Genomic DNA, 26,411 nt, shown 5'->3' with positions numbered 1-26,411 from the left:
GATCGCCCTGGCGAGCCGGTTCATGGGCGGCGTGCCCTACGCCGGCCGGCGGCTGAAGGTCGCCGCGCACTCTCGCCGGCGGCTCGCCACGGTCACGGAATCTCGTCCGGAGCACTCGCCGCCCGGAACTTCACCGCCTTGTGGGAGCCGTCGCAGAACGGCTTGGTGGCGGATCGACCGCATCGACACAGGGCGATCGTCTTTCGCCCCGGATCGATCGGCCGGCCGTCCTGCGTGAGCAGCTCCACCGGCCCACGGACGATCAGCGGACCGTTCTCGTACGGGACGACGGTCGTCCGTGGGTCCCCGGGGCTCTGGCGCGCCGAGTGAGTCATGCTCCCGGGCCTTCCCGCGCAGCCCGCGATAAACGTCCGGTCGTGGCGTCCCTAGCCTTGCCCTATGAGCGCACAGCTGTACTTCGACCGGGAGCACACCGATGATCTGGCGGCCTTCGTCGCGGCCGGGCCGTCGCCGTACCACGTGGTGGCGAACGTCGCCGAACGTCTGGAGAAGGCCGGGTTCACGCGGCTCGCGGAGACCGATGCCTGGGACGGTGGGTCCGGCGGACGCTACGTCGTACGCGGCGGGGCGATCATCGCCTGGTTCGTCCCGGAGGGCGCGCCGCCGGAGACACCGTTCCGGATCGTCGGGGCGCACACCGACTCGCCGAACCTGCGGGTCAAGCCGCGACCGGACTCGGGTGCGTACGGCTGGCGGCAGGTCGCCGTCGAGATCTACGGCGGGCCGCTGCTCAACAGCTGGCTCGACCGTGACCTCGGCCTGTCCGGCCGGCTCGTGCTGCGGGACGGCGGCACGCGCCTGCTCGCCGTCGACCGGCCGCTGCTCCGGGTCCCGCAGCTGGCGATCCACCTCGACCGGAACGTCAACGAGCAGGGGCTCGTCCTCGACCGGCAGCGGCACATGCAGCCCGTGTGGGGTCTCGGCGCCGTCGATGAGGGTGGCCTGATCCGGTTCGCCGCCGAGCAGGCGGGCGTGGAGGCGTCCGACGTCGTCGGCTGGGACCTCATGGTCCACGACGTCCAGCCTCCCGCGTACCTGGGGCGCGACCAGGAGTTCCTCGCCGCGGCACGACTGGACAACCAGCTGTCCGTACACGCCGCGACCGCCGCGCTCACCGCGGTCGCCGGTTCGTCCGATCTCTCGTACGTGCCGGTGCTGGCCGCGTTCGACCACGAGGAGAACGGCAGCGAGTCCGACACCGGCGCCGGCGGGCCGCTGCTCGGCCGGGTCCTGGAGCGGTCGGTCTTCGTGCGCGGCGGCTCGTACGAGGACCGGGCCCGGGCCTTCGCCGGGACCGTCTGCGTGTCCGCCGACACCGGCCACGGCGTGCACCCGAACTACGCGGAACGGCACGACCCGACGCACCGGCCGATGCCGGGCGGCGGCCCGATCCTCAAGGTCAACGTCAACCAGCGGTACGCCACGGACGGCGCCGGGCGCGGGATCTTCGCCGAGGCGTGCGACCGCGCGGGCGTGCCGCTCCAGGAGTTCGTCTCCAACAACGCGATCCCGTGCGGCACGACGATCGGCCCGATCACGGCGGCCCGGTACGGCATCACCACGGTGGACGTGGGCGTGCCGATCCTGTCCATGCACTCGGCCCGGGAGCTGTGCGGCGCGGACGACCCGTTCCTGCTGGCCAACGCGCTGAAGGCGGTCCTGGAGGGCTGAGGCGATCACGCACGACGGTCGAAGCGGGAGATCGACGGGGCCGCCGGCGCGGCCCCGTCATCGTGCGTGCTCCAGCAGGCCGAGGTCGCGCAGGTTCTCGGCCGTCTGCACGATCGTCGTCTCGGCCGCGCGCGGGCGCCATCCGAGCCGTTCACGGGCCCGGTCGTTGTGGATGATCGGCCGCGGCGGGTCGTCTCCCGGCGCCTCCCGCGTGGGCACGCGCGCGGCGAGGGAGCCGAGCCGCCGGCGCAGGACCTCGGCCACCTCCAGGAAGCTGAGCGCCGGGCCGTCGGCGACGGCCAGGAAGCGCCGGCCCGCGGCCTCGGGCGCGGCCATGGCGCGGATGTGCAGGTCCGCCACGTCACGCACGTCGACGACTCCGAAGCGCTGGCGGGGCGCGACACTCATGGCCCCCTCCAGCATCGCCTTGATCAGATGCGTCGAGGAGCGCAGGCCGGTCGTGAGGGTGGGCCCGAAGATGGCCGTCGGGTTGATGACGACGAGCTCGGTGTCACCGCCGTCGCGGTCCATCAGATCCCATGCGGCACGCTCGGCGATCGCCTTGGAGCGCGGGTAGGGCGCCAGTCCCGGCGTGTCGGGATCGGTCCAGTCGTCTTCGGTGAACTCGGCGCCCGGCTTGGGCGTGTATCCGATCGCGGCGAAGGACGAGGTGAGCACGACGCGCCGGGCACCCGCGTCACGCGCGGCACGTAGTACCCGCAGCGTGCCCTCGCGGGCAGGGACGATCAGTTCGTCGGGGTCCTCGGGCTGGGCAACCGGGATGGGCGAGGCGACGTGATGGACCTCTGCACAGCCGGTCACCGCGGCGGGCCAGCCGTCGTCGGCCGTCAGGTCCGCCGTGACGACCTCCAGTCCGGCGTCATCGGCACCGCCGCGGCGCACCGCCGCGCGCAGGTCGGCCTCACTCGCCGTCGAGCGCGCCGTGGCGCGCACCCGGCTTCCGCCCCGCAGCAGTGCGGCGATCAGCTGGGTCCCCACATAACCGGACCCGCCGGTGACCAGAACCGGGCTCATCGCAGCACTCCCAAGCGGTCGACGGCGTCCACCAGGCGCCGCGTCACCTCGGCCTCCGCGGTCCCGTCGCCACGGTCGCGGGCGTCCCACAGCGCCGCCTTCTCCCGCAGATAGCCGAGCCGCGCCTGCTGCGCGACGATCTCGGCCTCGATGCGCTTCGCGTGACGCAGCAGCAGGTTCCGCTGCTCGGCCGCCGCCGCCCGTCCGCGCCCACGGTTGGCCAGGTAGGTACGCATGTCCTCGATGCCCACGCCGACGGCGCGCAGACAGGCCAGCGCCTCGAGCACGTCCAGGTCCTCGGTGCGGTAACGGCGATGCCCGCTCTTCTCGTCGCGGTCGACCGGGCCGACCAGCCCGACATCTTCGTAGTAGCGCAGCGTCGGCTCGCTCAGCCCGCTGCGCCGGGACACGTCCTGAATGGTGAAGGTCGCCATGCGGGCAGCAGAACACACCTCAAGCGCTTGAGGTCAAGCGCAGGGTGACCAGCGGCGGGACGTGACGGACCGGGCCGGCGGGGTCGCCGGACGGTCCGGCGGCGACCGGGCGGGCGGCCTGGGGCCGAGCCCGCCCGGTCTCCGCGAAAGGCCGCCGGGGGATCAGCCGCCGCTCGCGATGGTGATGTCCTGTCGGAGCAGCGTCGCGTACGCCGGCGTGATGCCCTTGCCGGACCGCTCGCCGACCCGTTCGCGCAGGGCGGCGAGCTCGCCCTTGACGTCCGACACGGACGCGCCGCCCCCGACCTCCTTCATGATCTTGTTGGCCTGGCCGACCAGCTGGACCGCGAGTCCGTCGTCCGAGATGGCGTGGGTCTGCGCGCCCTCGAGGATGATGCCGGGGAGGTCGTCCGTGGTGACGGGAAGGGACGACAGCGGCACCTTGGTGATGGCGACGTCCTCCTTGTTGACCGAGTAGATGACCCACAGGTCCGTGTCGGTGGCGATCGCGGACGGGTACTCGAACCCGAGGTTCTTGTGTCCGCCCGCGTAGCGGAGCGGCGGCGCGGTGTGGCGGAGCACGCCGACCCGGTCGAAGTGCACGCCGTCGCTCGCGAGGGAGATCGAGATGGGGTCGCGCTGCGTGGGCGGCTGTTCGTTGCCGACGACGTACACCTGACCGTCCGGCAACTGGCCGACGAACGACTTGCTCCGCGCGTCGGGCAGGCTGGTGCGGATGGGCGGGTCCCAGGTCCTGCCGCGGTCGTGGCTCGCCTGGGCGTAGAGCCGGCCGGTGTTGTTGCCGCGCCAGAGCCGAACATACGTGCCGTCGGTCTGCACATAGGCGTGCGTCACGTGGCCGAGCGTCTGGCCGTCGGCGGCGGGAGCGTCCTCGGTCCACCCGCTCTTGTAGTCCCACGGCGGGGTGTTGCGAGGGTCGGCGAGGTACGCGGTGATCTGCCGCGCGATCGCGCCGTACCTCGGGTCCGAGGCGTTCGGGTAGCTCGGGAAGCCGGGTTTGGGCTGCGGAGAGGTCGTCTCCAGCCAGAAGATCGGCCCGAGCGTGCCGTCCGGCGCGACCCGCCGCGCGACGCGGCCCCACCCCTTCTTGGTCCGGTCGTCGCCGGACTGGACCCAGTCCCAGACGTCGGCGACGGCGTAGACGTTCCCGCCGATCGTCGCGTACCCGTCGGCGGTCACGACGCGGCCGGGGACGCGCCCGTCGGAGCCGGGTTCGTCGGGTGGGTTCTTGTCCTGGGGCGGGAAGTAGACCGTCCAGGCGGCCCAGCCGCCGCCGGTCGAGACGGTGCCGAGCACCCGCTGGCCGGGGTTGTCCTCGTTCACCGCGCCGTTGGACCACGAGGCGAAGAGGGTGCCGTTCTGGAAGGTCACCATCGGGTGGTGGCTGTAGGTCCCCGTGGAGGGGGTGGCGTGGTACAGCTCGGTCGTCGACAGGTCGCCGAGCACCGGGTATCCCCGGGTGGGCTGGTCGTTCTGGGGGTAGGGGGCGGTCCAGTCGACGAGCGGGCGGGCCGCCGTCGGCACCTCCGCCACGACGCGCGGTGGCGCCTTGTCGGGCGCGACGGTCGCCGCCAACACCGGTAGCGGCACGGCGATGATGGCCGCCGTGATCCACGCGGTCCTGCGTACCAGTTGCATGCGAGTTCCCTTCCGCTGACGCGACGGCGGGCGCTCCCGCCCACCACGGGTACGACCCGGTCCAACGGAAAACCTTTTCCCACTTCGCCCCGGTTCACGTTGTGCTCTCGCGGACAGCCAGCCGGGATCGCGCGAGCTCATGACCTGTGAGGGGGCGGCGGAACGGTGCGGCGACCGGGCCGGCGGTCCGCCGCGCCGCGTGTCCCGGAGACACCGGGCGTCACGCGGCGCCGGAGAGCGGCGTCCGGCCGCCTCTCGGCTGCGGTCATGGTGCGACGGACCGGGAGGGTTGTCAACAAGATCCTTGATGCGTTTCGTCGGCGGTATGTCCGATCTCGGCCGCGTGCTTGACCGGAGTCGGCCGCGGTGCGAGCCTCGGCAGCGTAGGAAAACCTTTTCCCGCAAGCCGACCGTCAGGGCGTGGGGCCGTGCCGCGCCCTCTGATCCAGGACACCGCGTCAACCTCCCCCTTCTGCCAGCCACGTGAGCCCAGCGATTCTTGAGGAGTCTCTCGTGTTCGATCGCCGACAGTTCCTGTCAGCCGCGGGTGGCGCGACGGTGGCCGCGGGCGCCCCGCTGCTGCCGCGCCAGGCCCAGGCCGCTCCCCGAGGATCCGGCGGCAACGGCGCCCCCATCGATCGCCATGCGCTGGTGTCGCGGCACAACGTGGTGCGCACGTCGGCGGACCAGGAATGGCCGCTCCAGGTGGGCAACGGGTCGTTCGCGTTCAACGCCGACATCACCGGGCTGCAGACGTTCACGCCGTTCAACACGCTGGCGAACTGGGCCTGGTACACCGCTCCGCCGCCCCCGGGACAGAAACCGTCCGACTTCCAGGGGGAGGTCTGGGACACCCACGGCCGGCCGGTACGGTACTGGATCCCCAATGACACCCAGACCGCGCTGTCGGACTGGATGCGGATGTATCCGCAGCTCATCAGCCTCGCGCGCACCGGGCTGCGGCTGGTCACCCGCGACGGCTGGGACGCCACGAGCAAGGACCTCACCGACTGCCATCAGGAGCTCGACCTGTGGACCGGCACGCTCGACAGCCGCTTCCAGGTCGACGGCGAACCGGTGCGGGTGCGCACCTGCTGCCACCCCGACTTCGACGCCGTCGCCGTCACGGTCGAGTCGCCGCTCGTCGACGCGGGCCGGTTGTCGGTCCTCGTGGACTTTCCCTTCGTCGACACGCTGGCCAAGAGAGCGGTCTATGTGGGCGACTGGGACCACCCCGACGCGCACAGGACCAGCCTGGCCCGCCGGTCGGGGCGGCGGGCCGACATCACCCACACCCTCAGCGGCCTCCACGACCTGACCTACCACACGGGGGTGCGCTGGTCGGCCGGCGCCGAGCTGAACGCGCCGGCGGGTGGCCCGCTCACCATCACCTCGGCTCGCTACGGCGCCGGGAGCACCTGGGTGGACGTGACCGCCCGGCTGCGCGACAAGGTCGCGGGCGATTCCGTGTTCGCCACCGTCGACGCCGATCTGGTCGGCACCGAGACGGGCGCCGGCGACGTCCTCGAGGTCGTCTACCGTCTCGGCGACGACGTGCGCCGCGAGCGGGTCGCCACCGGCGCCGAGCTGCGCATCGGCCGGCTCGCGGAGGAGCACCGCTACACGCTCACCGGCGGCGAGCACGGCCGCCTCGAGTTCGTCGTCCTGTTCTCCCCGGACACCGCACGGTCGCTTCCGCGACCGGATTCGGTGTTCGCGGCCGGCGCCCGCCACTGGCCGCGGCACTGGAAGTCCGGCGGCGCGGTCGACCTGTCCGGCAGCACCGATTCGCGCTGGTTCGAACTCGAACGCCGCATCGTGCTCTCGCAGTACCTCGAAGCGGTGAACGACGCCGGATCGTTCCCGACCCAGGAGAGCGGCCTGGTCCTGCGCACCTGGTGGGGCAAGGCGCAGATGGAGATGTACTGGTGGCACGCGGCGCACTGGGCGCTGTGGAACCGCTGGGACATCCTCGACCGATCCGTCACCATCTACCAGCGGCTGCTCGCCTCGTCGCGGAAACGGGCCGCGGCGCAGGGCTACAAGGGTGCCAAATGGCCCAAGATGATCGGCCCCGACCTGCGCCAGTCGCCGGGTGAGACCAACGTGCTGCTCATCTGGCAGCAGCCGCACCCGATGTTCCTGGCCGAACTCGACTACCGCGCCCATCCCACCCGGCAGACGCTGGAGAAATGGCGGGAGGTGCTCTTCGCCACCGCCGACTTCCTCGCGTCCTACGCCTTCTGGGACGAACCCACGAAGCGCTACATCCTCGGCCCCCCGCTGCAGGTGATGTCCGAGAACGCCGACTCCAAGACCGCCATGAACCCGACGTTCGAGCTGTCGTACTGGCGGATGGGACTGCGCATCGCCCAGACGTGGCGCGAGCGCCTCGGCCTGGACCGCGACTCCGACTGGGACAAGGTCCTGCACGGCCTCGCGGAACTGCCCGTGGAGGACGGTGTGTACGTCCTCTACGAGGGCGTGCCCGACATGTGGACGAAGTACAACTTCGACCATCCCGGGCCGGCGGTCGTGTACGGCTGGCTGCCCGGCGACGGCGTCGACATGGACACCTTCCTCCGCACCGCGCACAAGGTCTTCGCCGAATGGCAGGTCGACCGGTGGAGCTGGGACTTCCCGATGATCGCGATGACCGCCGCCCGCATCGGCGAGCCCGAGCAGGCGCTGCACTGGCTGCTCTATCCGGGCGGGGCCGACAACATCGACGACGCCGGGTACGGCGACACGCACGGCTACCCGTACCTCCCGGACAACGGCGGCCTGCTCTACGCGATCGCGTTCATGTGCGCCGGCTGGGACGGCGCCCCCGACCGGCACGCTCCCGGGTTCCCCGACGACGGCACCTGGACCGTCCGCTGGGAGAACCTCAGCCCCGCACTGTAGGCGCCATTCACGGAGGCCGACATGACATGGTCACGACGTAACTTCCTCGCCACGAGCGTCGCGGCGACCGCCGGCGGCGCGGCGCTGGGCGGGATCGGCCCCGCGTCGCCGGCCTGGGCGGCGACGGCCGCCGGCACGCCACCGGGAACCGGCGGGGCGCCGGGGTGGCGGCGCGCCGCGGAGATCACCCGGCGCGTCCGGCCGCCGCGGTTTCCCGCCCGCCGGTTCGCCGTCACCGACTTCGGCGCGGCCGGCGACGGCACGACCGACTGCACCGAGGCGTTCCGCCGGGCGATCGGCGCCTGCCACGCCGCCGGCGGCGGTCACGTCGACGTCCCGGCGGGGACGTTCCTCACCGGCGCGATCCACCTGCTCAGCGGCGTCGACCTGCACGTCGGCGACGGAGCGACGATCCTGTTCAGCACCGACCCGGCCGCCTACCTGCCGGCCGTCTACACCCGCTTCTCCTCCATCGAGTGCTACAACTACTCGCCCTTCATCTACGCGTACGACCAGGAGAACATCGCGGTCACGGGTTCGGGGACGCTCGACGGGCAGGGCGGCACGGAGCACTGGTGGCCGTGGGTGGGCAACGCGGCGTACGGCTGGAAGCCGGGCGACCCCGAGGAGAGCGCCGACTGGGCGGCGCTGCAGGACATGGCCGACCGGGGCGTGCCGGTGAAGCAACGGGTGTTCGGCGCCGGGCACTACCTGCGGCCGAACTTCCTGCAGTTCTACCGCTGCCGCTCCGTGCTGGTCGAGGGCGTCACGCTGCACCGGTCGCCGATGTGGCAGATCCACCCGGTGCTCTCGGAGAACGTCACCGTGCGCGACGTCCACGTCGACAGCAGGGGGCCCAACAACGACGGCTGCGACCCGGAGTCGTGCTCCGGGGTGGTGATCCAGCGGTGCGTGTTCGACGCGGGCGACGACTCCATCGCCATCAAGGCCGGCCGTGGCGCCGACGGACGGCGGGTGAACGTGCCCTGCGAGGACGTCCTCATCGAGGACTGCGACATGCGGATCCGCTACGGCGCGGTGGCGATCGGCAGCGACACGACCGGCGGCATCCGCAACGTGTTCGTGCGCCGCTGCACCATGGGCAGCCCGAACCTGTACTTCGGCCTGTACATCAAGACCAACTCGGTGCGCGGCGGCTTCGTCGAGAACGTCTACCTGCGCGACATCCACATCAGCTCGCTGCTGAAGGAGACCATCTCGATCGACCTGTACCACGGCGAGGGGGACACCGGCTCCTACCCGCCGCTCGTGCGGAACATCGACATCCGCAACCTGTACTGCGACACGAGCCGCGCCCCCTTGTTCATCCGGGGCTACCCGGACGACCCGTTGCACGACATCAGCCTCGTGAACTGCACGTTCACGAACGTTCAGCGCGACAGCACCATCGCGAACATCGACGGCCTGACCTTCGACCGGGTGACCGTCGGCGGTCAGCCGGTGACCACGCCGCCGGTCATCGGAAACACCTGAGGAGCCCCCCGGCATGATCGAGAGACGAGACTTCCTGCGCTACACGGCGCTGGCGGCCGGAACGGCGCTGGGCACGGCCGTCATGGCGAGCTCCCCCGCGGCGGCCCTGGGCTCCGTCGCCGACCACACTCCGCCGAACGCCCGCCCGCGCATCATCTGGAACACCGACATCGGTGGCAGCGATCCGGACGACTGGCAGTCCCTCGTCCATCTCCTGGTGTACGCGGACCGCTTCGACATCGAGGGGCTCGTCCACTCGCCGCCCGGAACGAACAGCGCTCAGCCGATCCTCGACGTCATCGACGTGTACGAGCGTGACTACCCGAACCTGCGGACGTACTCACCTCGTTACCCGAAGCCCGACCGGCTGCGGGCGATCACCAAACAGGGAGCGGCCGGGTACGGCTGGCAGCGGCCCGCGGGGTTCGACCGCCCGACCGAAGGGTCCCAATGGATCGTCGAACGCGCTCGTCGCCATGACCGGCGCCCGCTGTATCTCCTGATGGCAGGGGGAATCGACGACCTGGCGCAGGCGCTGCACGACGCTCCCGACATCCTGCCGAAGCTCCGCGTCTACTGGATCGGCGGGCCGAACAAGATGTGGAGCGTGGAGGCCTACGACTACATCGAGACCCACCATCCGAAGCTCTGGATGATCGAGTCGAACTCCACGTATCGCGGCTGGTTCACCGGCGGCGATCAGACCGGCGAGTGGGGGAACACCGCGTTCGTGACGACGCACGTCGCCGGCAAGGGAGCGCTCGGCGACTTCTTCGCGGGGGAGCGCGGCGGTGAGCTGAAGATGGGCGACAGCCCGGCCATCGGCTGGTTCCTGAACGGCGTCCAGAACCCGTCGAAGCCCGGCTGGGGCGGCCGGTACGCGCGCCTCTGGGACGGCCGCAGGACCGTCTTCGACCGCCTGACCACCTCGGCGGACACGGTCGAGACCTACGGCGTCACCGAGATCGCCCTGCCGATCCCCGAGGGCTTCGCCTCCGGCAACACCGCGCAGCTGCTGACGGATGGCCGGGTCCCCTCGCTCGCCGTGAACGACGGCAAGGCGCTGCGGTTCCGTTTCTCTCCGAAGACGCCGCAGGTCTGGTCGTACGTGATCCAGAGCGACTTCGCCGGGCTCGACGGCCTCTCCGGCCGGTTCACCGCCGTGGCGCCGCCGATCGAACGCGCGAGCAGGCCGTCCGCCACCCATCCGAACTGGTGGTGTGACGACCAGGATCCCGCGGCCGCCGTAGGGATCTATCCCGGTGCGAAGAGCGTGAGCCAGTGGCGTCTGGAGTACCTGCGCGACTTCGCCGACCGGATGCTCCGCTGCGCCGCACCGGCCCGGCCGCCGAGGGTCCGGTCCGGCGCATGACGTGGCAAGCCTGGACGACCAGAGGAAGGGACATGATGGTTGAGCAGAGTCGCAGGCGGGCCCTGCAGACGGGCCTGGGGGCGGTGGCCGGCTCGGTGGTCCTGAGCCGGCTCGCCGGCACGGCCGGCGCGGCGGAACCGTTCCGGGCCGGCACCGCGGCCGTTCCGGCGGACCGGTCGCGGCCCGATCTTCCATGGGTCGCCGACCTCGGCGACGGCCGCTACCAGAATCCGGTGCTGAACGCCGACTGGTCCGACCCGGACGCGGTACGCGTCGGCTCGTACTTCTATCTCACCGCGTCGACGTTCAACCGGACCCCGGGGCTGCCGATCCTGCGGTCGCGGGACCTGGTGAACTGGACGATCATCGGGCACGCGCTGACCGAGCTGGAGCCGCGCGACCACTTCAGCGTGCCGCAGCACGGGAACGGCGTGTGGGCGCCGGCGATCCGGCATCACGACGGCAGGTTCTGGATCGTCTATCCGGATCCGGACTACGGCATCTTCGTCACCACCGCCGTCGACCCGGCGGGCCCGTGGACCAAGCCGTACGCGCTGAAGCCGGGACTCGGCCTGATCGACCCGTGCCCGCTGTGGGACTCGGACGGCAGCGCCTACCTGATCCACGCCTGGGCCAAGAGCCGGTCGGGGATCAACAACCGGCTGACGTTGCACCGGATGAGCCCGGACGGGAAAGAGCTGCTGGACGACGGCCAGGTCGTGGTGAACGGGGACGAGATCCCGGGCTACACCACGTTGGAGGGCCCCAAGCTGTACAAGCGCGACGGCTGGTACTGGATCTTCGCGCCGGCGGGCGGGGTGAAGCCCGGATGGCAGTCCGCGTTCCGGTCGCGCGACATCTTCGGCCCGTACGAGAACCGTATCGTGCTCGCCCAGGGCGACACGCCGATCAACGGGCCGCACCAGGGGGCCTGGGTCACCACGCCCCAGGGCGAGGACTGGTTCCTGCACTTCCAGGACCGCGGGGCGTACGGCCGGGTGGTCCACCTGCAGCCGATGCGGTGGCGCGACGACGGCTGGCCGGTGATGGGCGACGACGACGGCAGCGGGCGTGGCACGCCGGTGCTGGTCCACCGCAAGCCGGCGGTGGGACGGCCGTCGAAGATCTGCGCCCCCGCCGGCAGCGACGAGTTCACCGGCCACCGGCTCGGCGAGCAGTGGTTCTGGCAGGCGAACTCCGACCCGTCCTGGGGTTCACCGCACGGCGGCCGGCTCCGCCTGGCCTGCCCGCCCAGCGCCGACACCGCGGACCTGCGGCTGCTGCCGAACGTGCTGGGTCAGCGTTTCCCGGCCGAGTCGTTCGTGGCGACCACGTCGCTCTCCCTCCGCGCGACGAGAGAGGACGTGCGGGCCGGGCTGGTGGTACTCGGAGACGCCTACGCGTGGATCGGGTTGCGACGCGTCGGCTCGCAGCTCGTCCTGCAGTACCGGACCGCGGCCAAGAGCCAGGGTGAGGTGGACGCCGCCGCCTCGATCCCGCTGCCGCGCGGCCGCGACTCCGTGGTGCTCCGGGTCGAGGTCGGACCGGGCGCCGTGTGCCGGTTCTCGGCCGACCCGGACGGACGCGGCCTGCGGCCGGTCGGCGGGACGTTCACCGCGGCCCCGAGCACCTGGGTGGGAGCCACGCTCGGCCTGTTCGGCACCGCCCCCTCCGGCCCGGACCAGGGCGACACCGCCGAGGTCGACTGGTTCCGTGCCGGCCCGGCCTGAGAAGCCGGACGCGACCCTGCGGGGCCCTAGTGGTCCCGCAGGGAGCGTTCGAGGCGTGCGCCCGCGGCCCGCATGTGGGCCCGCATGGCCTCGGCCGCGGCCTCGGGCACGCGTTCGCGGACGGCGGTCAGGATGGCGGCGTGCTCGGCGATCGTGGTGTCGGTGCTGCCCACCTCGTGGATCGCCCGCCGGATCCACACCCGCAGCAGCGACCGGATGCTGCCCAGGATGTCGTTGAGCACGGAGTTGCCCGCCGCGTTGGCCAGCGTCAGGTGGAAGGCGACGTCGGCCTCGACGAACGCGGCGCTGTCCGGGGCGGCGCGCATCTCCTCCAGGTGCTCGGCGAGTTCGGCGACGGCCTGGTCGTCGGCGCGCTCGGCGGCCAGCCCGGCGATGATCGTCTCGATGTGCCGGCGGGCCTCGATGAGGTCGAGCACCTGCGGCTGGCCGAGCATCAGACCCCACTCGATCGCGCTGGGCAGCAGGCTCGAGGTGTTCTGCTTGAGGTACGTGCCGTCGCCCTGGCGTACCTCGATGATGCCCAGCACGTCCAGCGCCTTGAGCGCCTCGCGGATCGTGGATCGCCCGACGGCGAGGCTCTCGGCGAGCTGCCGTTCGGAGGGCAGCCGGGTGCCGGGGGAGAGCTGCCCCGACAGCAGCTGCGACAGCAGTTGCCGTGCGATGTCGACGACCGCGCTCTCCCGCTGCGGGGCGGACAGCAGGATCTGCGGTGTCTCCGCGCGGGGAGTCGGCTCTCGCGGAGATTTGGGCCGTGCCTCGCCCGTCGAGGCGTTGGAGGGTTCCACCACACCAGGTCCCTTCTCAGATCAGCCCGAAGACGTGCGCGATGTCGACCAGGGTCCGTTCGCCGCCGACGTTGCCGGGCACGACGGCGTACGGGATGGGGCCGCCCGCCGAAGCGGGGACCTCCCACACTGCGATTCCGGGCAGCAGGGGACCCACCACCCGGGCCGTCCGTGCGCCCAGCCCGCGGCGCGCCACCTCGGCGGAGGTGATGCCGCCCTTGGCGATGACGGCCGCCAGCAGCCGCGCGTTCGGGGTGACGGCCCCGCACAACGCCCGCATGACCTGGGCCCCGTGCCGGAGGGCGCCGTGCTCCGCCCGCCGCGTCCGCTCACTGGCCACGATGGCCACGCCGCCACGAGCGAGTTCGGCGCCCAGCGCCGCGGCCAGGCGCGCCCCCTCCCGGTCCGGGTCGGACAGGGCGGCGGTCGTCGATACGGTGTGCACTGGTGTCTTCAGGTCGCGGGAGAGCGCGGCGAGTTGCCGACTGCTCGCGTCGGTGTGCGAGCCGCAGACGACAAGGGTACCGCCGGTGCGACCCCGCGCGGGGGGTGAAACCGGCCGGGCGGAGTGCCGGCCCGCCCGCATGGCGGCCAGCGGGGCGGCGCACCGCAGCGTCACCGCGCGGCCGGCCGCCCGCGCCCGGTCCAGCCCCGCGGAGATGACGGCGAGATCGTCGTCGGTCTCGGCGTCCGGCACCACGACCGTGCCGGCCGGGGCCGCGCACAGCGCCCGCGCCACCGCGTCCGGCCCGTCGGCGCGCAGCGCCGCCAGGTCGACCGGACGCGCGTCGCGGCCGCCGATCTCGCGGACCCAGCCGGGCAGGGTACGGGCCCGGTAGCCGAAGACCGGATCGGCCGCGAACTCCGTGTCGGCGGCCACCTGCCGGCGCCCGTCCACGGTGACGTAGTGCACGCCGTCGACCGTGGTCCGCCCGCCCGCGGGGAACGCCGGGACGAACAGCAGCACGTCCCCGCCGAACACGTCCGACTCGGCGAAGACGTGCCCGCGCAGCGTGGAGTCGCCGCGCAGGACGTACTCCGCCCGCACCCCGGCGGCGTCGACCCGGGCGCGAACGCGCCGCAGCAGGGCCACGGCCTCGTCCTCCTCCATCGCCCGGGTGTTGGTGAGCACGTACACCGCGTCGTCGGCGCCGGGCACCCGGGTGGGATCGGCCTCCGGATCAAGGAGCACCGGGACGCCCCGGGCCGACTGGGTGCCGGTCGGGTCGTCGTCCAGCACGATGGTGATCGGACGGGTCATCGGACGGGCTTCCTTTCGGTGAGTTCGACGCGGACTCCGTTCGGCTCGTGCAGCAGGAAGCAGGCCCGCCGCCCCCGGCCGCCGGCGAAGATCCTCGCGCCCTCCTCGCCGGGCAGCGCGTCCAGCACCGGCTCGATCCGCTTCACGTTGAAGCACAGGTGGTGCAGTCCCTCGCCGCGGGTGCGCAGGAAGTCGGCGACCGGGCCGGGCCGCAACGGCTGGACGAGCTGGATCAGCACGTTGCCGCCGTCCAGGTAGGTGAGCCGGACGCCGGGCTCGTCGGCCTCCTCATCACCGACGACCTTCAGCCCGAGCCGGGACACGTAGAACGGCAGCGCCGCGTCCGCGTCGTGCACCGCGACCGCCACGTGGTCGACGAAGTCCACCCGCGGCGGGCGGCCGGGAATGTCAGCCAAGTCCCCGTACCTCGCTCAGGCCGGACCGCAGCGCCGCCTGGTAGATCCACAGGTCGCCGCCGTACGCCAGGATCCGGAAGCCGCGCTTGATCAGCATCTCCGCCTCCTGCGGTCCGCCGGCCATGAACCCGGCGTGCTTGCCCGCCGCCCGCGCCGCCGCCGCGACCCGGTCCAGCGCGGCCAGGTAGTCGGGGTGGTCGAACCGCCCGGGGATGCCCATGCTGTTGGTCAGGTCGAAGTGGCCGACCCACAGCACGTCCACCCCGTCGACGGCGGCGATCTCCTCGACCGCGGCCAGCCCCGCCACCGTCTCGATCTGCGTGATGACCAGGTGCTCCTCGTTGACTCGCCGCATGTAGGCGACGTTGTCCGTGGCCGCGTAGTCGTCGTGGGCGACGCCGAACGCGGCGCCGCGCACCCCGTCCGGGGGGTACTTGGCCCAGCGCACGATGTCGCGGGCCTCCTCGGCCGACTCCACCATCGGCACCATGACGCCGCGCGCCCCGGTGTCCAGCGCGCGGGAGATGGTCGTACGGGCGGCGTGCGGTACCCGGATGAGAGGGGCTGCGTCCCGCGTGGTGGCGACCAGCCTGCCGAGCGTCTCCCAGCCCCAGCCGGTGTGCTCGGCGTCGTAGATGACGAACTGCGCCCCGGCCCCGGCGGCCAGCCGGCCGATGCCCAGGGTGGCGAACTCGAAGACGAAGGTGCCCAGGACGAGGTCTCCGTCGCGGAGCCCCTGCTTCAGGGTCGTGGTCAACGAACGGCCTTCCGTGAGTGGCGGATGCGTGCCCGCAGCCGGGGATGGTCCAGTGCCTGCGGGTTGACCGGGTGTGCCGGCTCCCGGCCGGCGGCCAGGTCGAGTACTGCGGCGATGGCGCCCTCGCCGTTGCCCAGGGCCAGCTCGTCGGTCCACGCGATGGCGTGCGGGGCGAGCAGCACGTTCGGCAGCGACAGCAGGGGATCGTCGGGGCGCGGCGGTTCGGCTTCGAGGACGTCGAGGGCGGCGCCCGCGATGCGCCTTTCGGCCAGGATCTCGGTCAGCGCGCTCTGCTCGACGATGGGCCCGCGCGCCACATTGACCAAGAACGCGGTGGGCTTCATCAGGGCGAGCCGGCCGGCGTCGAGGAGGTGATGCGTCTGCGGGGTGAGTGCGCAGGTGACGACCGCGAAGTCGGCGCGGGCCAGCAGCTGCTCCAGCTCGACGAGTTCGACGCCCCGCGCGGCGGCGGCCTGCGGATCGGCGTACGGGTCGGCGGCCAGCTGCGTCATGCCGAGCGGCTCGCACAGCCGCGACACCTCGCGTCCGATGTTGCCCCACCCGATCAGTCCGAGGGTGCGCCCGGACGGGGAGACGCCCATGTGGTCGAGCTTGTCGTTCCACCGGCCGGTGCGGACCAGCCGGTCCTTGTCGAGCACCCGGTGGGACAGCGCGAGCAGCAGGGTGAGCGCGGACACCGCGACGGGCCTGCGGACACCGTCGGGCGTGATGGTCACCAGCACTCCCGCCTCGGTGCAGGCCGCGACGTCCACGTTGTCGTAGCCGACGCCGAAGCGCGCCACCAGTGAGAGCCGGTCGGCGTCGGCGACGGTGGCCGCGGTCACCCGGGGGCCCAGCACGATGAGCGCGTCGTCCCCGGCGACGTCGGCGGCGGCGAGCTCTCCGTTCTCGGCGGCGGGCAGGAAGTCCCAGACGACGCCGTCGGCCTCATCGAGCCGGCGCAGGCCGATGTCGCCCCAGCCGATGCGGCCGTCGTCGGTCAGGAAGTCGCGTGTCAGGCCGACGCGGAACGGCTCAGGCATCCGGAGTCCTCTCCTGGCGGGTACGGGTGGTCGGGGGACTGAAGGCGACGGACGGGCCGGGCAGGACGAGCGGGCCGTCGCGCGCAGGCCGTACGCCGTCCGCGAGCGGGGACTCCGCGAGCAGTTCCCAGTCGCGCCCGCCGGGGTCGAGGGCGCGTGGCTCGTCCGACGGGTTGGCGACGATGATCAGATGGCGGGCGTCCTTGCGGACGGCCAGGCCGGTCAGCCCGTCCGGCAGGTCCAGCCGGACGAGCCGCCCGCCCGCGTACGGGCGAAGCGCGGCGAGCACGTGCCACACCGGCGCCCCCACCACGCCGCGCGGGCCGGTCGTCTCGTACAGGGAGATCTCCGCCGCGCCCGCGAGACCCAGCGCCGCCAGCGCCCCGACCGTCCAGGCCGCGCCGAACGGGCCGCGGTGCCGGGGATCGGGCGGCGGGGGCGGTGCGTCCGGCGCCCACGGATCCCAGGCGGGCCGCAGGCTCACCGGGCCGACCAGCACCGGCCGCCCGCCCGCCAGCTCGCGGGCCTGCGCCACCACCCGGGGATGGACCCGCAGGGTCTCCAGGACGCTGGCGGTGTCGTCGGCGTGCGCGGTCGCCGTGATCGGGAAGCACAGGAGGTCCAGCAGGTCGACGGGCAGCCCGTCCGCCCGGTTCAGCTCGGCGAAGTGCGCCCGGCTGCCGCCGCCGATCCGTACGCCGGTGCCCGCGAACACCCGCCGCGCCGCCTCGGCGAGCTCGCGCGTCGTGGTCAGGCGGGGGCCGAACAGCAGGAGCGTGTCCATGGGCATTCCGGCCAGCTCGGCGAGCTGGCCGGGGGTCACGCGCACCGCGCCGACCCGCAGCGGGACGCCGAGCTCCCGCGCGACCTCGCTCGCCTCGGCGACGCGTTCCCGCCAGCCGTCCAGATCCACCCGGACGTCCGCGTGGACGAAGGCGGGCCCGGCCTCGGCCAGAGCCCGCGACTCGGCGGGGACCAGGCCGCGGTGCTGCAACCCGATCGCCGGAAGCGGCGGCCCGTCCGCGCCGAGCCGCACTCCGGCGGGACCTCGCGCGGGCGTCCGGGCGGGGGCGGGCCGGCCGGTGACGCTCAGGCGCATCCGCTGGCGAACGCGCCGGCCGCGCCGCAGCCGGACGGGGAAGGGCAGCGACAGGGGAGTGCCGTAGGTCTTGTAGGAGGCGTCGGTCCAGTTGCGCTGGTCCTCGGTCTCGAAGACGTCACCGTCCAGCTCGATCGACACCTCCAGCCCGCCGTCGCGGTATCGCATCGCGACGATGTCGCGCAGCGGCTGGTGGGGGCTGATCCGCTCGGGGAACCGGCCGGTGTGCTCGCCGCCGGGCCCCCGCACGAGCACGGGAGTCCCGGCCAGGCGCAGCGGGTGCAGCAGGCACAGCCCGACGCGGCTGCGCAGGAAGTCGCGTTCGGCCTGACCGTCCATCTCGAAGGTGAGCTCGCGGTCGGTGAGGCTGATCGTGCCGGTCCAGCGGAAGCCGACGTCGCCGTCGTCGTGCCGGACGTGGACCGTGACGCGGTCGCCGCCCTCGGATTCGACGCCGAGCACCTGCGCGGGCACGGTCCGCCAGTCACGGTCGCGGACGCCGACGTAGACCCGCCGCAGCACCGGCGTACCGGCGAACCGGACGCGGTCCAGCGCCGCGCCGAGCAGATCGGCCCGCAGCGGCCCGTGCCCGAGCGGCCGGGGCGTGGGCTCTGGGGAGGTGGCTGCGGTCATGGCGGTCATCTTCCGGTCCGGGTCCGGTCGTGCGGTCCGGCGGCGGGTCGGGTGCGGTCGAGCGTCGCGTCGCGCGGGTCGGCGCGCGTCGGCCGGGGCGTGGGCTCTGGGGAGGTGGCTGCGGTCATGGCGGTCATCTTCCGGTCCGGGTCCGGTCGTGCGGTCCGGTGGCGGGTCGGGTGCGGTCGAGCGTCGCGTCGCGCGGGTCGGCGCGCGTCGGCCGGGGCGTGGGCTCTGGAGAGGCGGCAGCGGTCACGGCGGTCACCTTCTGATCACCCGGTCGACCGGCGGACGAGCTCGACGAGGTCCCGGCCGCTCTCGCCGATCTCATCGAGCGCCGCGACCTGCTCCGGGGCGAGGGTGAGCCCGGCGGCCGCCACGCTCGCGTCCAGCTCGGCGAGGGTCTCGGGGCCGGCGATGGCGCTGGCCACACCGGGGCGGGCCAGCAGCCAGGCCAGCGCCAGCCGTTCGGGCGGCTGCCCCCACTCCCGGGCCAGCGAGGACAGCCGTCCGGCCGCCTCCCGCTGCCGGGCCGAGTAGCCCTGTCCGCCCCACCGCCGCTCGCCGGCGTACTCGCGGGAGGCCGCGTCCTCTCCGGCCAGCAGCCCGCCGCTCAACGGGCTGAAGGCCACGAGGGACAGCCCGAACCGCCGGGCGGCGGGCACCATCTCCCGCTCCACCGCGCGGTCCACGAGGTTGTAGCGGACCTGGGCGCACACCGGCGGGTCGAGCCCCAGGTCGCTGCCGATCCACAGGGCGTGGGTCAGCTGCCAGGCCGGGTAGGTGGACAGCGCCGCGTACCGCACCTTGCCCTGCCGCACCATGTCGTCGAACGCCCGCAGCGTCTGCGCCAGCGGCGTGTCCGGGTCGGGGTGGTGGGCGTAGTAGACGTCGACGTGGTCGGTGCGCAGCCGGCGCAGGCTGGCCTCGAGCTGGCGGAACAGGTGCCGCCGGGACAGCCCCCGGTCGCCCACGCCCGGTCCGACCGGCTCGCCCGCCTTGGTGGCCAGCACCACCTCGTCGCGCCGCCCGCGCAGCGCCCGGCCGACCAGTTCCTCGGCGGGCTCACGTGCCGCGGCCGGCGGCGTACCGGGACGGTCGAAGTGCGGGAGATGGCCGTAGGAGTTCGCGGTGTCGACGAAGTTGACCCCGCGGTCGAGGGCGGCGTGCACAAGGCGGGTCGCGTCGTCGGCGGCGGGGGCCACTCCGAACGTCGCCGTGCCGAGGCAGATCCGCGACACCCGAATGCCCGAAGGCCCGAGGAGGGAGTACTCCATCGCCCGGCCGCCCTTCTGAATGCCTGGTTTGTTCCCGGACCGTAAACCGCCCTCGCAAATTGGTCAACCGGTTGACCAATCCGAAAAACGCGACTTACGATCACGGCCGGTACGTGACCTGGATCACCTGTCGTGCCCCATATACGGCGGCCGGGTGCGTCCGAAAGGAGGTGGCCGATCCGTGCGGAGCCTCGTTCCCTACGGCCTGGCCTGCGAGTTCCTCGATGAGCCGACCACCGTCGATGAGCCGGCGCCACGCCTGTCGTGGCGGCTGCGCTCCTCTCGCGTCGCCGACCGGCAGAGCGCCTACCGGATTCGGGTGACCGCCGAACCCGCCACGGGCTCCGGCGGCACCGGGGTTTGGGACACCGGCCGCATCGAGTCCGACGCCACCTCGGCGGCCTACCACGGGGCGGCGCTGCGGCCGTGCACCCGCTACCGGTGGGACGTCGAGGTCTGGAGCCGCGACGGCCGGCCCGACGGGCACGCGTCGTCCTGGTTCGAGACCGGGCTGCGGAGCCCGGACGGCTGGGCCGGCGCCGCCTGGATCACCCGGGACGAGAACACGCTGCCGCTGTTCGAGCCGCCCCGCGACGACCACCGCACCCTCAACACCCGTCACCTGGCGCCCTGCCTGCGGCTGCGCAGGGCCTTCGCGCTGCCCCGGCGGCCCGCCCGAGCCCGGCTGTACGCCTCCGCGCAGGGCGTCTACCGGGCGAGCGTCAACGGCCGGCCCGTGTCGGACGCCGAGCTCGAACCCGGCTGGAGCGACTACCGCGACCGCGTCCAGTACCGGGCCTACGACGTCACCGCCCTGGTCGGCGAAGGCACGAACGTCCTCGCGGCGCTCGTCGGAGACGGCTGGTGGAGCGGCTTCGTCGGCTTCGACCCGCGCCGCGCCGGCAAGATCTACGGAGACCGGCCCGCGTTCGTCGCCCGGCTGCTGGTGGAGTTCCCCGACGGGGAACGGATGTGGCTCGGTACGGACGAGACCTGGCGGGAGTCGCCCGGCCCGGTCCGCCACTCCGACCTGCTGATGGGCGAGTTCCACGACGCGCGGGAGCCGCACGGAGGCTGGGACAGGCCGGGCTTCGACGACTCCGGCTGGCCGCGGGCGATCGTCGCCGGCCGCGACACCACGAAGCTGCGCGCCGCCCGCGCCCAGCCCGTCCGGGTGACGAGCCGCCTCCCGGCGGTCGAGGTGTCGGCCCGGCCCGACGGCACGGTCATCGCCGACCTCGGCCAGAACATCGTCGGCCGGGTCCGGCTGACCGTACGCGGCGCCGAGCCCGGCCGCCACATCGTGCTCCGCCACGCCGAGACGCTCGACCCGGACGGCGGCCTCTACACCGCCAACCTGCGCCGCGCGGAGGCACGCGACGTCTACGTCTGCTCAGGCGAGCCGGTGGAGGTCTACGAACCCGTCTTCACCTGCCACGGCTTCCGGTACGTCGAGCTGTCCGGTTATCCGGGGGTGCCGGAACCGGGCGACGTGGTGGGCGCGGTGCTGCACAGCGACACTCCGTGGACGGGCGAGTTCTCCTGCGGCGACCCCGACGTGGAGCGGCTGCACGCCAACATCCGCTGGGGGCAGCGCGGCAACTTCGTCTCGGTGCCGACCGACTGCCCGCAGCGGGACGAGCGGCTCGGCTGGCTCGCCGACGCCCAGGTCTTCCTGCCCACCGCGGCCCGCGGCGCGGACGTCGCCGCGTTCTTCGCCGGCTGGATGGAGGACGTCCTGGCCGGCCAGGACGAGGACGGCGCGTTCGGCGACGTCGCGCCCAAGGTGTCGATCCTGCGTGAGGGCGCACCGGGCTGGGGTGACGCCGGGGTGATCGTGCCGTGGACGCTGTACCGGCTGTACGGCGACGAACGGATACTGGACCGCTCCTTCCCGGCGATGACGCGCTGGGTCGAACACATCCGGCGGCACAACCCCGACCTGGTCTGGCGCCATCGCACCGGACGGCACTACGGCGACTGGCTGCAGATCGGCGCCGAGACTCCCCGGGAGGTGCTGGCCACCGCCTACTTCGCCCGGTCCGCCGAGCTGGTGGGAAGGGCCGCGCGGGTGCTCGGCCGTCCCGGAGACGCGGCGCGGTACGAGGCGCTGGCGGCGGACGTGCGGCGGGTCTTCGCCGACCGGTTCGTGGGCCCGGACGGCCGCGTCCACGGCGACACCCAGACCGGCTACCTGCTGGCCCTGGAGTTCGGGCTCGTCCCGCCGGAACTCGAGCAGGCCGCCGCCGGACACCTGGCGGCCGACGTGGAGAAGCACGACCATCACCTGACCACCGGGTTCATCGGCGTCTCCCTGCTGTGCCCGGTGCTGACCCGCGCCGGCCGCGCCGACCTCGCGTACGCCCTGCTCCACCAGGACACGTTCCCGAGCTGGCTGTTCTCGGTACGGCACGGCGCCACCACCGTCTGGGAGCGCTGGGACGGCTGGACCCCGGACGGCGGCTTCCAGTCCGCCAACATGAACTCCTTCAACCACTACAGCCTCGGGGCCGTCGGCGACTGGCTCTACGGGGGAGTGGCCGGCATCGGGCAGGCGCCCGACTCCGCCGGCTACCGCCACATCGTGGTGCGCCCGCGTCCCGGCGGCAGGCTGACCTGGGCCTCGGCCGCCCAGGAGACCGTACGCGGACGGATCGAGTCGGCCTGGTCGCTGACCGATGACCGCATCGCCCTCGACGTGCTGGTCCCGCCGGGCGAGCCCGCCACCGTCCACGTGCCGACCACCGACCCCGGCACCGTCCTCGTGGACGGCCGCCCCGCCGCCGAACGGGTGGAGGTCCTCGCCCGGCACGACGGCGAACTGGTCTGCGCCGTCCCGTCCGGCCGCCACCGTCTCACGGCCGCCTGGCACCTCACCCACCGGAGGATCCCATGAACATCGGCAGACGAACCGCCCCGGGTCCGAGCCGCCGCGACTTCATGCGGCTGAGCGGCGCGGCCGGCGCGGCGCTGGGGCTGAGTGCCTGCGGCTTCGGCCGCTCGGACGGCGGCGGCAGCGCGCTCAAGGTCTGGGACCAGTTCACCACGTCACCGCAGAACGAGGCCGTCCGGAAGGTCTACGACCTCTACCGGAGGTCGTCCGGCGTCACCATCGACCGCACCACCCAGCCGGGCGACCAGATGACCACCGTGGGCAAGACCGCGCTGGCCTCCGGCACCGGCCCCGACGTCATCTACTACGAGGTGGGCAAGGGCAACGCCGGAGTGCTGGCCGAGGCCGGGCTGCTCCTCCCGCTGGACGACCTGGCCGCCGAGCACGGCTGGCTGAACAAGATCACGCCGTTCGCCCTGCGCGAAGCCCGGCTGGACGGCAAGCTCTACGGCCTGCCCAACGAGACCGAGACCACCGCCCTGTTCTACAACAAGACGCTGATCGACAAGTCCGGGCTGACCGTCCCGCGGACCTTCGACGAACTGCTGAGCTTCTGCGCCAAGGCCAAGGCCAAGAAGCTCATCCCGATCGCCTACGGCCAGGCCGACGTCTACCCGTGCTGGTGGGCCTTCTCCCTGATGACCAACAACATCGTGGGCGGCAGGGCCATGGGAGATCTGGTCTTCGACGGCAAGGGCAGCTGGAACACCCCGCAGATGAAGCAGGCCATCCAGCTGTTCTTCGTCGACCTGGTCAAGGCCGGCGCGTTCATCGACGGCCTCAACTCCCTGCACGGCCCCGACGCGCAGTCGATGTTCCTGTCCGGCAAGGCCCTGATGAACCTCAACGGCACCTGGGCCGTCGGCGCCGTCGAGAAGGGGCTGCCGGGCCAGGAGGTCGGCATCATGCCGATGCCGTCCATCGACGGCGGTGACCGCGTCTACCCGGCGGGCACCGGCTCGGCCTACTACATCTCGGCAAAGTCCAAGCGCGGCGAGGAGGCCGGCGCGTTCCTGGACTCCCTCTACCAGCCGGAGGCACTGCGCGTCTGGGTGGAGCAGGGCAAGATCTTCCCGCCCGTGCCGTTCGACTCCTCAGGCTGGTCGCTGTCGCCCCTGCAGAAGCAGGCGCTCGGCGCCGCGCAGAACGGCGGCGGCGACGCCACCCGCAACCTCGGCTACTCGGTCAACCACGGCAAGGCGTCGCCCGGCTTCCTCAACGCGATGACCAGCGGCTTCCAGGCGGTCGTCCAGGGTCGCAAGACTCCGGCGCGGCAGGCCGACGACCTGCAGAAGGCGTGGGAGAAGGGACGGTAGGTGATGGAGACGTTCCCCCCTCCGCGGAGGGAGGCGGCATGGCGACCACGATGACCCGGTCCAGGCCGCCGCTCGCCGGGCGCTCCACCGCGCCCGCCGCCCGACGCCGGCCCGGCGACCGGCGCGTGTCCGGCTACCTGTTCGTGCTGCCGGCGCTCGCCGTGTACGCCCTGTTCATCCTGTATCCGCTGGTCCAGTCGGTCTATCTGAGCCTCACCGACTGGGACGGCGCGAAGCCCCACAAGACCTTCATCGGCCTGGGCAACTTCGACCGGCTCGTGCACGACACCCTGTTCTGGCGGGCGCTGTGGCACAACCTGATCTGGGTGGTGCTCGGCACCGCGCTGGCGATGGCGGTCAGCCTGCTGCTGGCCATGCTGGTGTGGAGCCGGCCACGGGGGTTCACGGTGTTCCGCACCGTCTACTTCATGCCGCAGATCCTCCCGGCCATCATCGTCGGCATCGTGTGGAGCTGGATCTACAGCCCCGCCTTCGGCATCCTCGACCGCGGCCTGTCCGCGGTCGGCCTGGGGTCGTGGAGCCGCGGCTGGCTGGGCGACCCGGACTTCGCGCTCTACGCGGTGCTGGTCGCCTCGGTCTGGGCCACCATCGGGCTGGCCTTCGTCATCTTCACTGCCGCGCTGCACAACGTCGACCAGGACCTGCTGGACGCCGCCCGGGTGGACGGCGCCGGCGCCTGGCAGCGGTTCCGGCACGTCGTCGTGCCGCAGCTGTCCAGCGCGGTCACGCTGGTCACCGTGCTGCTGCTGGTGCACGGGTTCCAGGCGTTCGACCACGTCTGGATCATGACCAAGGGCGGCCCGGACAACAGCACCCAGCTGCTGGCCACCTACACGTACCAGAAGGCCTTCATGGAGAACGACGTCGGCTACGGCGCGGCGATCTCGCTGGTGCTCACCGTCCTGTCGCTGGTGGTGTCGCTGGCCGTCGTACGCCTGCGCGAGAGGGGCGACCGATGATCACGCGCACCTCCCGGTACGTGATCCTGGCGATGTTCCTGGTGCTCTTCCTGCTGCCGTTCGTGTGGATCTGGTCGTCGGCGCTGAAGTCCAACAGCGAGATCAACGCCGATCCGTTCGGGCTGCCCACCAGCCCGCAGTGGGGGAACCTGGCCGACGCCTGGACCACCGGGCGGTTCGGCAAGTACCTCGGCAACACCGTGCTGTACTGCGCGTTCGTGGTACCCGGGGTGACCGTGCTGTCCTGCCTGGCGGGCTACGCGCTGGGCACCCGGCGGCTGCCCGGCGAGCGGTACCTGCTGGGGCTGTTCCTGCTGGGCATCATGATCCCGTTCCAGTCGATCATGGTGCCGCAGTATTACCTGGTGCGCGACCTCGACCTGCTCGGCAGCTACTGGGGCGTCATCGTGCCGAGCATCGCGCTGGGCCTGGCCTTCGGCACCTTCCTGATGCGCTCGTTCTTCCGCGAGCTGCCCGAGGAGATCGGCAACGCGGCCCGGCTGGACGGCGCGGGGGAGTGGCGGGTGTTCAGCCGGATCATGCTGCCGCTGGCCCGGCCGGGGCTGATCACCATGGTGGTGCTGCAGTTCATGTTCACCTGGAACATGTTCCTGATCCCGCTGCTGTACGGGCAGGACGAGAACCTGCGGCCGGTGTCCACCGGGATCATGTTCTTCATCGGCGAGTACAGCGTCGACCGCTCCATGATCGCCGCCGGGGTCACTCTGGCCAGCGTCCCGATCATCGTCGTCTACCTGGTGCTGCAACGGCACTTCATCCAGGGCATGACCTCGGGTGCCCTCAAATGACGCACTCGCACTGACGCACATCGACGAAAGGGGATCCACCATGCGGCTGGCCGGCAAGAAGGCGGTCGTCACCGGCGCGGGCGGTGCGCTCGGCCAGGTCATCAGCCGGGCGCTGGCCCGGGAGGGCTGCGACGTGGCCGGGGTCGACCTGGCGCAGGAGGGGCTGACCCGGTTCGGCAAGACGGTACGGGAGGTGGGACGCGAGGCCCTCGAACTGGAGGCCGACCTCACCGACTTCGACGACGTCCAGCGGGCGGCCGACCAGGTACGGGACGACTGGGGCGGCATCGACATCCTGGTCAACAACGCCGGCGGCGGCATGGTGCGGCCGTTCGCCGAGATGACGCCGCAGGACTGGCAGCGGATGGTCGACACCAACCTGACCAGCGTGTTCAACATGACCCGTGCGGCGCTGCCGGCCATGCGGGGCCGGGACGGCGGCCGGATCGTCAGCATCGCCTCGATCGCCGCGCTGCGCGGAGGGAGACTCGTACGGAACGCCACCGGCTACGCGGCGGCCAAGGCAGGCGTGGTCGGGCTGACCAAGGCGCTGGCGATCGAGCTGGCCGAGGAGGGGATCACCGTGAACTGCGTCGCGCCGGGCGCGCAGCACACTCCGGGCCGCGACCGGGACACCCCCGAGGTCCGGGAGGCGCTGCTCGCCCAGATCCCCACGCGTACCCTCGGCCGTCCCGAGGACCTCGCCGAGACGATCGTCTTCCTGTGCCTGCCGTCGGCCGCGTACCTGACCGGCGTGATCCTGCCGCAGGACGGCGGCCACTCCATCTGAAAGCCCAC

The 26,411-nt window shown here is 72.5% G+C and carries 22 protein-coding genes; 10 read left to right on the top strand and 12 right to left on the bottom strand.

From position 1 onward, the window contains the following. Nucleotides 1-92 precede the first annotated feature (92 nt). A complete protein-coding gene (locus ACQEV1_RS29600; protein ID WP_285622150.1) occupies nucleotides 93-335 on the bottom strand; it encodes a CDGSH iron-sulfur domain-containing protein in 243 nt (80 codons plus the stop codon). A 64-nt stretch (nucleotides 336-399) separates the two neighbouring features. Between ACQEV1_RS29600 and ACQEV1_RS29595 the strand changes: the two genes are divergently transcribed. Beyond that, nucleotides 400-1,692 (top strand): M18 family aminopeptidase, encoded by a 1,293-nt coding sequence (locus tag ACQEV1_RS29595; RefSeq protein WP_433397690.1) that lies wholly within the window; start codon nucleotides 400-402, stop codon nucleotides 1,690-1,692. A gap of 57 nt (nucleotides 1,693-1,749) precedes the next feature. Here the strand turns inward: ACQEV1_RS29595 and ACQEV1_RS29590 are convergent, their stop codons facing one another. The 3 genes from ACQEV1_RS29590 to ACQEV1_RS29580 form a co-directional block, all read right to left on the bottom strand. Then, entirely contained in the window at nucleotides 1,750-2,727 is a 978-nt protein-coding gene (locus ACQEV1_RS29590) for an NAD-dependent epimerase/dehydratase family protein (protein WP_433397688.1), read from the bottom strand. Then, nucleotides 2,724-3,161 carry a MerR family transcriptional regulator gene (locus ACQEV1_RS29585; protein ID WP_433397686.1) on the bottom strand — a complete coding sequence of 146 codons (438 nt, stop codon included), beginning with the start codon at nucleotides 3,159-3,161 and terminating at the stop codon, nucleotides 2,724-2,726. The genes ACQEV1_RS29590 and ACQEV1_RS29585 overlap by 4 nt, the downstream gene beginning before the upstream one ends. 162 nt (nucleotides 3,162-3,323) lie before the next feature. Beyond that, the gene (locus ACQEV1_RS29580) at nucleotides 3,324-4,820 is read right to left on the bottom strand and encodes an exo-alpha-sialidase (RefSeq protein ID WP_433397684.1); all 1,497 of its coding nucleotides are present in this window, start codon (nucleotides 4,818-4,820) and stop codon (nucleotides 3,324-3,326) included. A 513-nt stretch (nucleotides 4,821-5,333) separates the two neighbouring features. Between ACQEV1_RS29580 and ACQEV1_RS29575 the strand changes: the two genes are divergently transcribed. The 4 genes from ACQEV1_RS29575 to ACQEV1_RS29560 are packed head-to-tail and all read left to right on the top strand — an operon-like array spanning nucleotide 5,334 to nucleotide 12,323. Further along, entirely contained in the window at nucleotides 5,334-7,727 is a 2,394-nt protein-coding gene (locus ACQEV1_RS29575; RefSeq protein ID WP_433397682.1) for a hypothetical protein, read from the top strand. A gap of 21 nt (nucleotides 7,728-7,748) precedes the next feature. Beyond that, nucleotides 7,749-9,221, top strand: a complete 1,473-nt coding sequence (locus ACQEV1_RS29570) for a glycoside hydrolase family 28 protein (protein ID WP_433397680.1) — start codon at nucleotides 7,749-7,751, stop codon at nucleotides 9,219-9,221. Nucleotides 9,222-9,234: 13 nt separating this feature from the next. After that, nucleotides 9,235-10,593 carry a DUF1593 domain-containing protein gene (locus ACQEV1_RS29565; RefSeq protein ID WP_433397678.1) on the top strand — a complete coding sequence of 453 codons (1,359 nt, stop codon included), beginning with the start codon at nucleotides 9,235-9,237 and terminating at the stop codon, nucleotides 10,591-10,593. Nucleotides 10,594-10,625: 32 nt separating this feature from the next. Beyond that, nucleotides 10,626-12,323, top strand: coding sequence for a glycoside hydrolase family 43 protein (locus ACQEV1_RS29560; RefSeq protein ID WP_433397676.1), 1,698 nt, complete (start codon nucleotides 10,626-10,628; stop codon nucleotides 12,321-12,323). Between the two features lie 26 nt (nucleotides 12,324-12,349). Here the strand turns inward: ACQEV1_RS29560 and ACQEV1_RS29555 are convergent, their stop codons facing one another. The 8 genes from ACQEV1_RS29555 to ACQEV1_RS29520 all read right to left on the bottom strand — a co-directional run bounded on the left by ACQEV1_RS29555 (nucleotide 12,350) and on the right by ACQEV1_RS29520 (nucleotide 19,615). Further along, the gene (locus tag ACQEV1_RS29555) at nucleotides 12,350-13,132 is read right to left on the bottom strand and encodes a FadR/GntR family transcriptional regulator (RefSeq protein ID WP_285622126.1); all 783 of its coding nucleotides are present in this window, start codon (nucleotides 13,130-13,132) and stop codon (nucleotides 12,350-12,352) included. 13 nt (nucleotides 13,133-13,145) lie between these two features. After that, the gene (locus ACQEV1_RS29550) at nucleotides 13,146-14,390 is read right to left on the bottom strand and encodes a four-carbon acid sugar kinase family protein (RefSeq protein WP_433397674.1); all 1,245 of its coding nucleotides are present in this window, start codon (nucleotides 14,388-14,390) and stop codon (nucleotides 13,146-13,148) included. Next, nucleotides 14,387-14,806 carry a VOC family protein gene (locus tag ACQEV1_RS29545; protein ID WP_285622120.1) on the bottom strand — a complete coding sequence of 140 codons (420 nt, stop codon included), beginning with the start codon at nucleotides 14,804-14,806 and terminating at the stop codon, nucleotides 14,387-14,389. Before ACQEV1_RS29545 ends, ACQEV1_RS29550 begins: the two co-directional genes overlap by 4 nt. Further along, entirely contained in the window at nucleotides 14,799-15,563 is a 765-nt protein-coding gene (locus tag ACQEV1_RS29540; protein ID WP_433397672.1) for an HpcH/HpaI aldolase family protein, read from the bottom strand. Before ACQEV1_RS29540 ends, ACQEV1_RS29545 begins: the two co-directional genes overlap by 8 nt. Further along, nucleotides 15,560-16,606 carry an NAD(P)-dependent oxidoreductase gene (locus ACQEV1_RS29535; RefSeq protein ID WP_433397670.1) on the bottom strand — a complete coding sequence of 349 codons (1,047 nt, stop codon included), beginning with the start codon at nucleotides 16,604-16,606 and terminating at the stop codon, nucleotides 15,560-15,562. Before ACQEV1_RS29535 ends, ACQEV1_RS29540 begins: the two co-directional genes overlap by 4 nt. Further along, the gene (locus ACQEV1_RS29530; protein WP_433397668.1) at nucleotides 16,599-18,338 is read right to left on the bottom strand and encodes a hypothetical protein; all 1,740 of its coding nucleotides are present in this window, start codon (nucleotides 18,336-18,338) and stop codon (nucleotides 16,599-16,601) included. Before ACQEV1_RS29530 ends, ACQEV1_RS29535 begins: the two co-directional genes overlap by 8 nt. 5 nt (nucleotides 18,339-18,343) lie before the next feature. Further along, nucleotides 18,344-18,466 (bottom strand): hypothetical protein, encoded by a 123-nt coding sequence (locus tag ACQEV1_RS29525; RefSeq protein WP_433397666.1) that lies wholly within the window; start codon nucleotides 18,464-18,466, stop codon nucleotides 18,344-18,346. Nucleotides 18,467-18,610: 144 nt separating this feature from the next. Continuing rightward, nucleotides 18,611-19,615, bottom strand: coding sequence for an aldo/keto reductase (locus ACQEV1_RS29520; protein ID WP_433397664.1), 1,005 nt, complete (start codon nucleotides 19,613-19,615; stop codon nucleotides 18,611-18,613). A 181-nt stretch (nucleotides 19,616-19,796) separates the two neighbouring features. On the opposite strand from ACQEV1_RS29520, the gene ACQEV1_RS29515 reads away from it, so the two are divergent. Genes ACQEV1_RS29515 through ACQEV1_RS29495 form a run of 5 tightly spaced genes read left to right on the top strand, consistent with a single transcriptional unit; the run spans nucleotide 19,797 to nucleotide 26,403 of the window. Further along, the gene (locus ACQEV1_RS29515) at nucleotides 19,797-22,511 is read left to right on the top strand and encodes a family 78 glycoside hydrolase catalytic domain (protein WP_433397662.1); all 2,715 of its coding nucleotides are present in this window, start codon (nucleotides 19,797-19,799) and stop codon (nucleotides 22,509-22,511) included. After that, the gene (locus tag ACQEV1_RS29510; RefSeq protein WP_433397660.1) at nucleotides 22,508-23,824 is read left to right on the top strand and encodes an ABC transporter substrate-binding protein; all 1,317 of its coding nucleotides are present in this window, start codon (nucleotides 22,508-22,510) and stop codon (nucleotides 23,822-23,824) included. Before ACQEV1_RS29515 ends, ACQEV1_RS29510 begins: the two co-directional genes overlap by 4 nt. 38 nt (nucleotides 23,825-23,862) lie before the next feature. Next, the gene (locus tag ACQEV1_RS29505; protein ID WP_433397658.1) at nucleotides 23,863-24,804 is read left to right on the top strand and encodes a carbohydrate ABC transporter permease; all 942 of its coding nucleotides are present in this window, start codon (nucleotides 23,863-23,865) and stop codon (nucleotides 24,802-24,804) included. Beyond that, entirely contained in the window at nucleotides 24,801-25,613 is an 813-nt protein-coding gene (locus tag ACQEV1_RS29500; protein WP_433397657.1) for a carbohydrate ABC transporter permease, read from the top strand. Before ACQEV1_RS29505 ends, ACQEV1_RS29500 begins: the two co-directional genes overlap by 4 nt. A 40-nt stretch (nucleotides 25,614-25,653) precedes the next feature. Further along, nucleotides 25,654-26,403 carry an SDR family NAD(P)-dependent oxidoreductase gene (locus tag ACQEV1_RS29495; protein ID WP_433397655.1) on the top strand — a complete coding sequence of 250 codons (750 nt, stop codon included), beginning with the start codon at nucleotides 25,654-25,656 and terminating at the stop codon, nucleotides 26,401-26,403. The last annotated feature ends 8 nt before the right edge of the window (nucleotides 26,404-26,411 follow it).

Source organism: Actinoallomurus sp. CA-142502 (genome assembly GCF_050936355.1).
Lineage (GTDB): Bacteria > Actinomycetota > Actinomycetes > Streptosporangiales > Streptosporangiaceae > Actinoallomurus > Actinoallomurus iriomotensis.
This window is presented reverse-complemented; position numbering and strand designations above follow the sequence as displayed.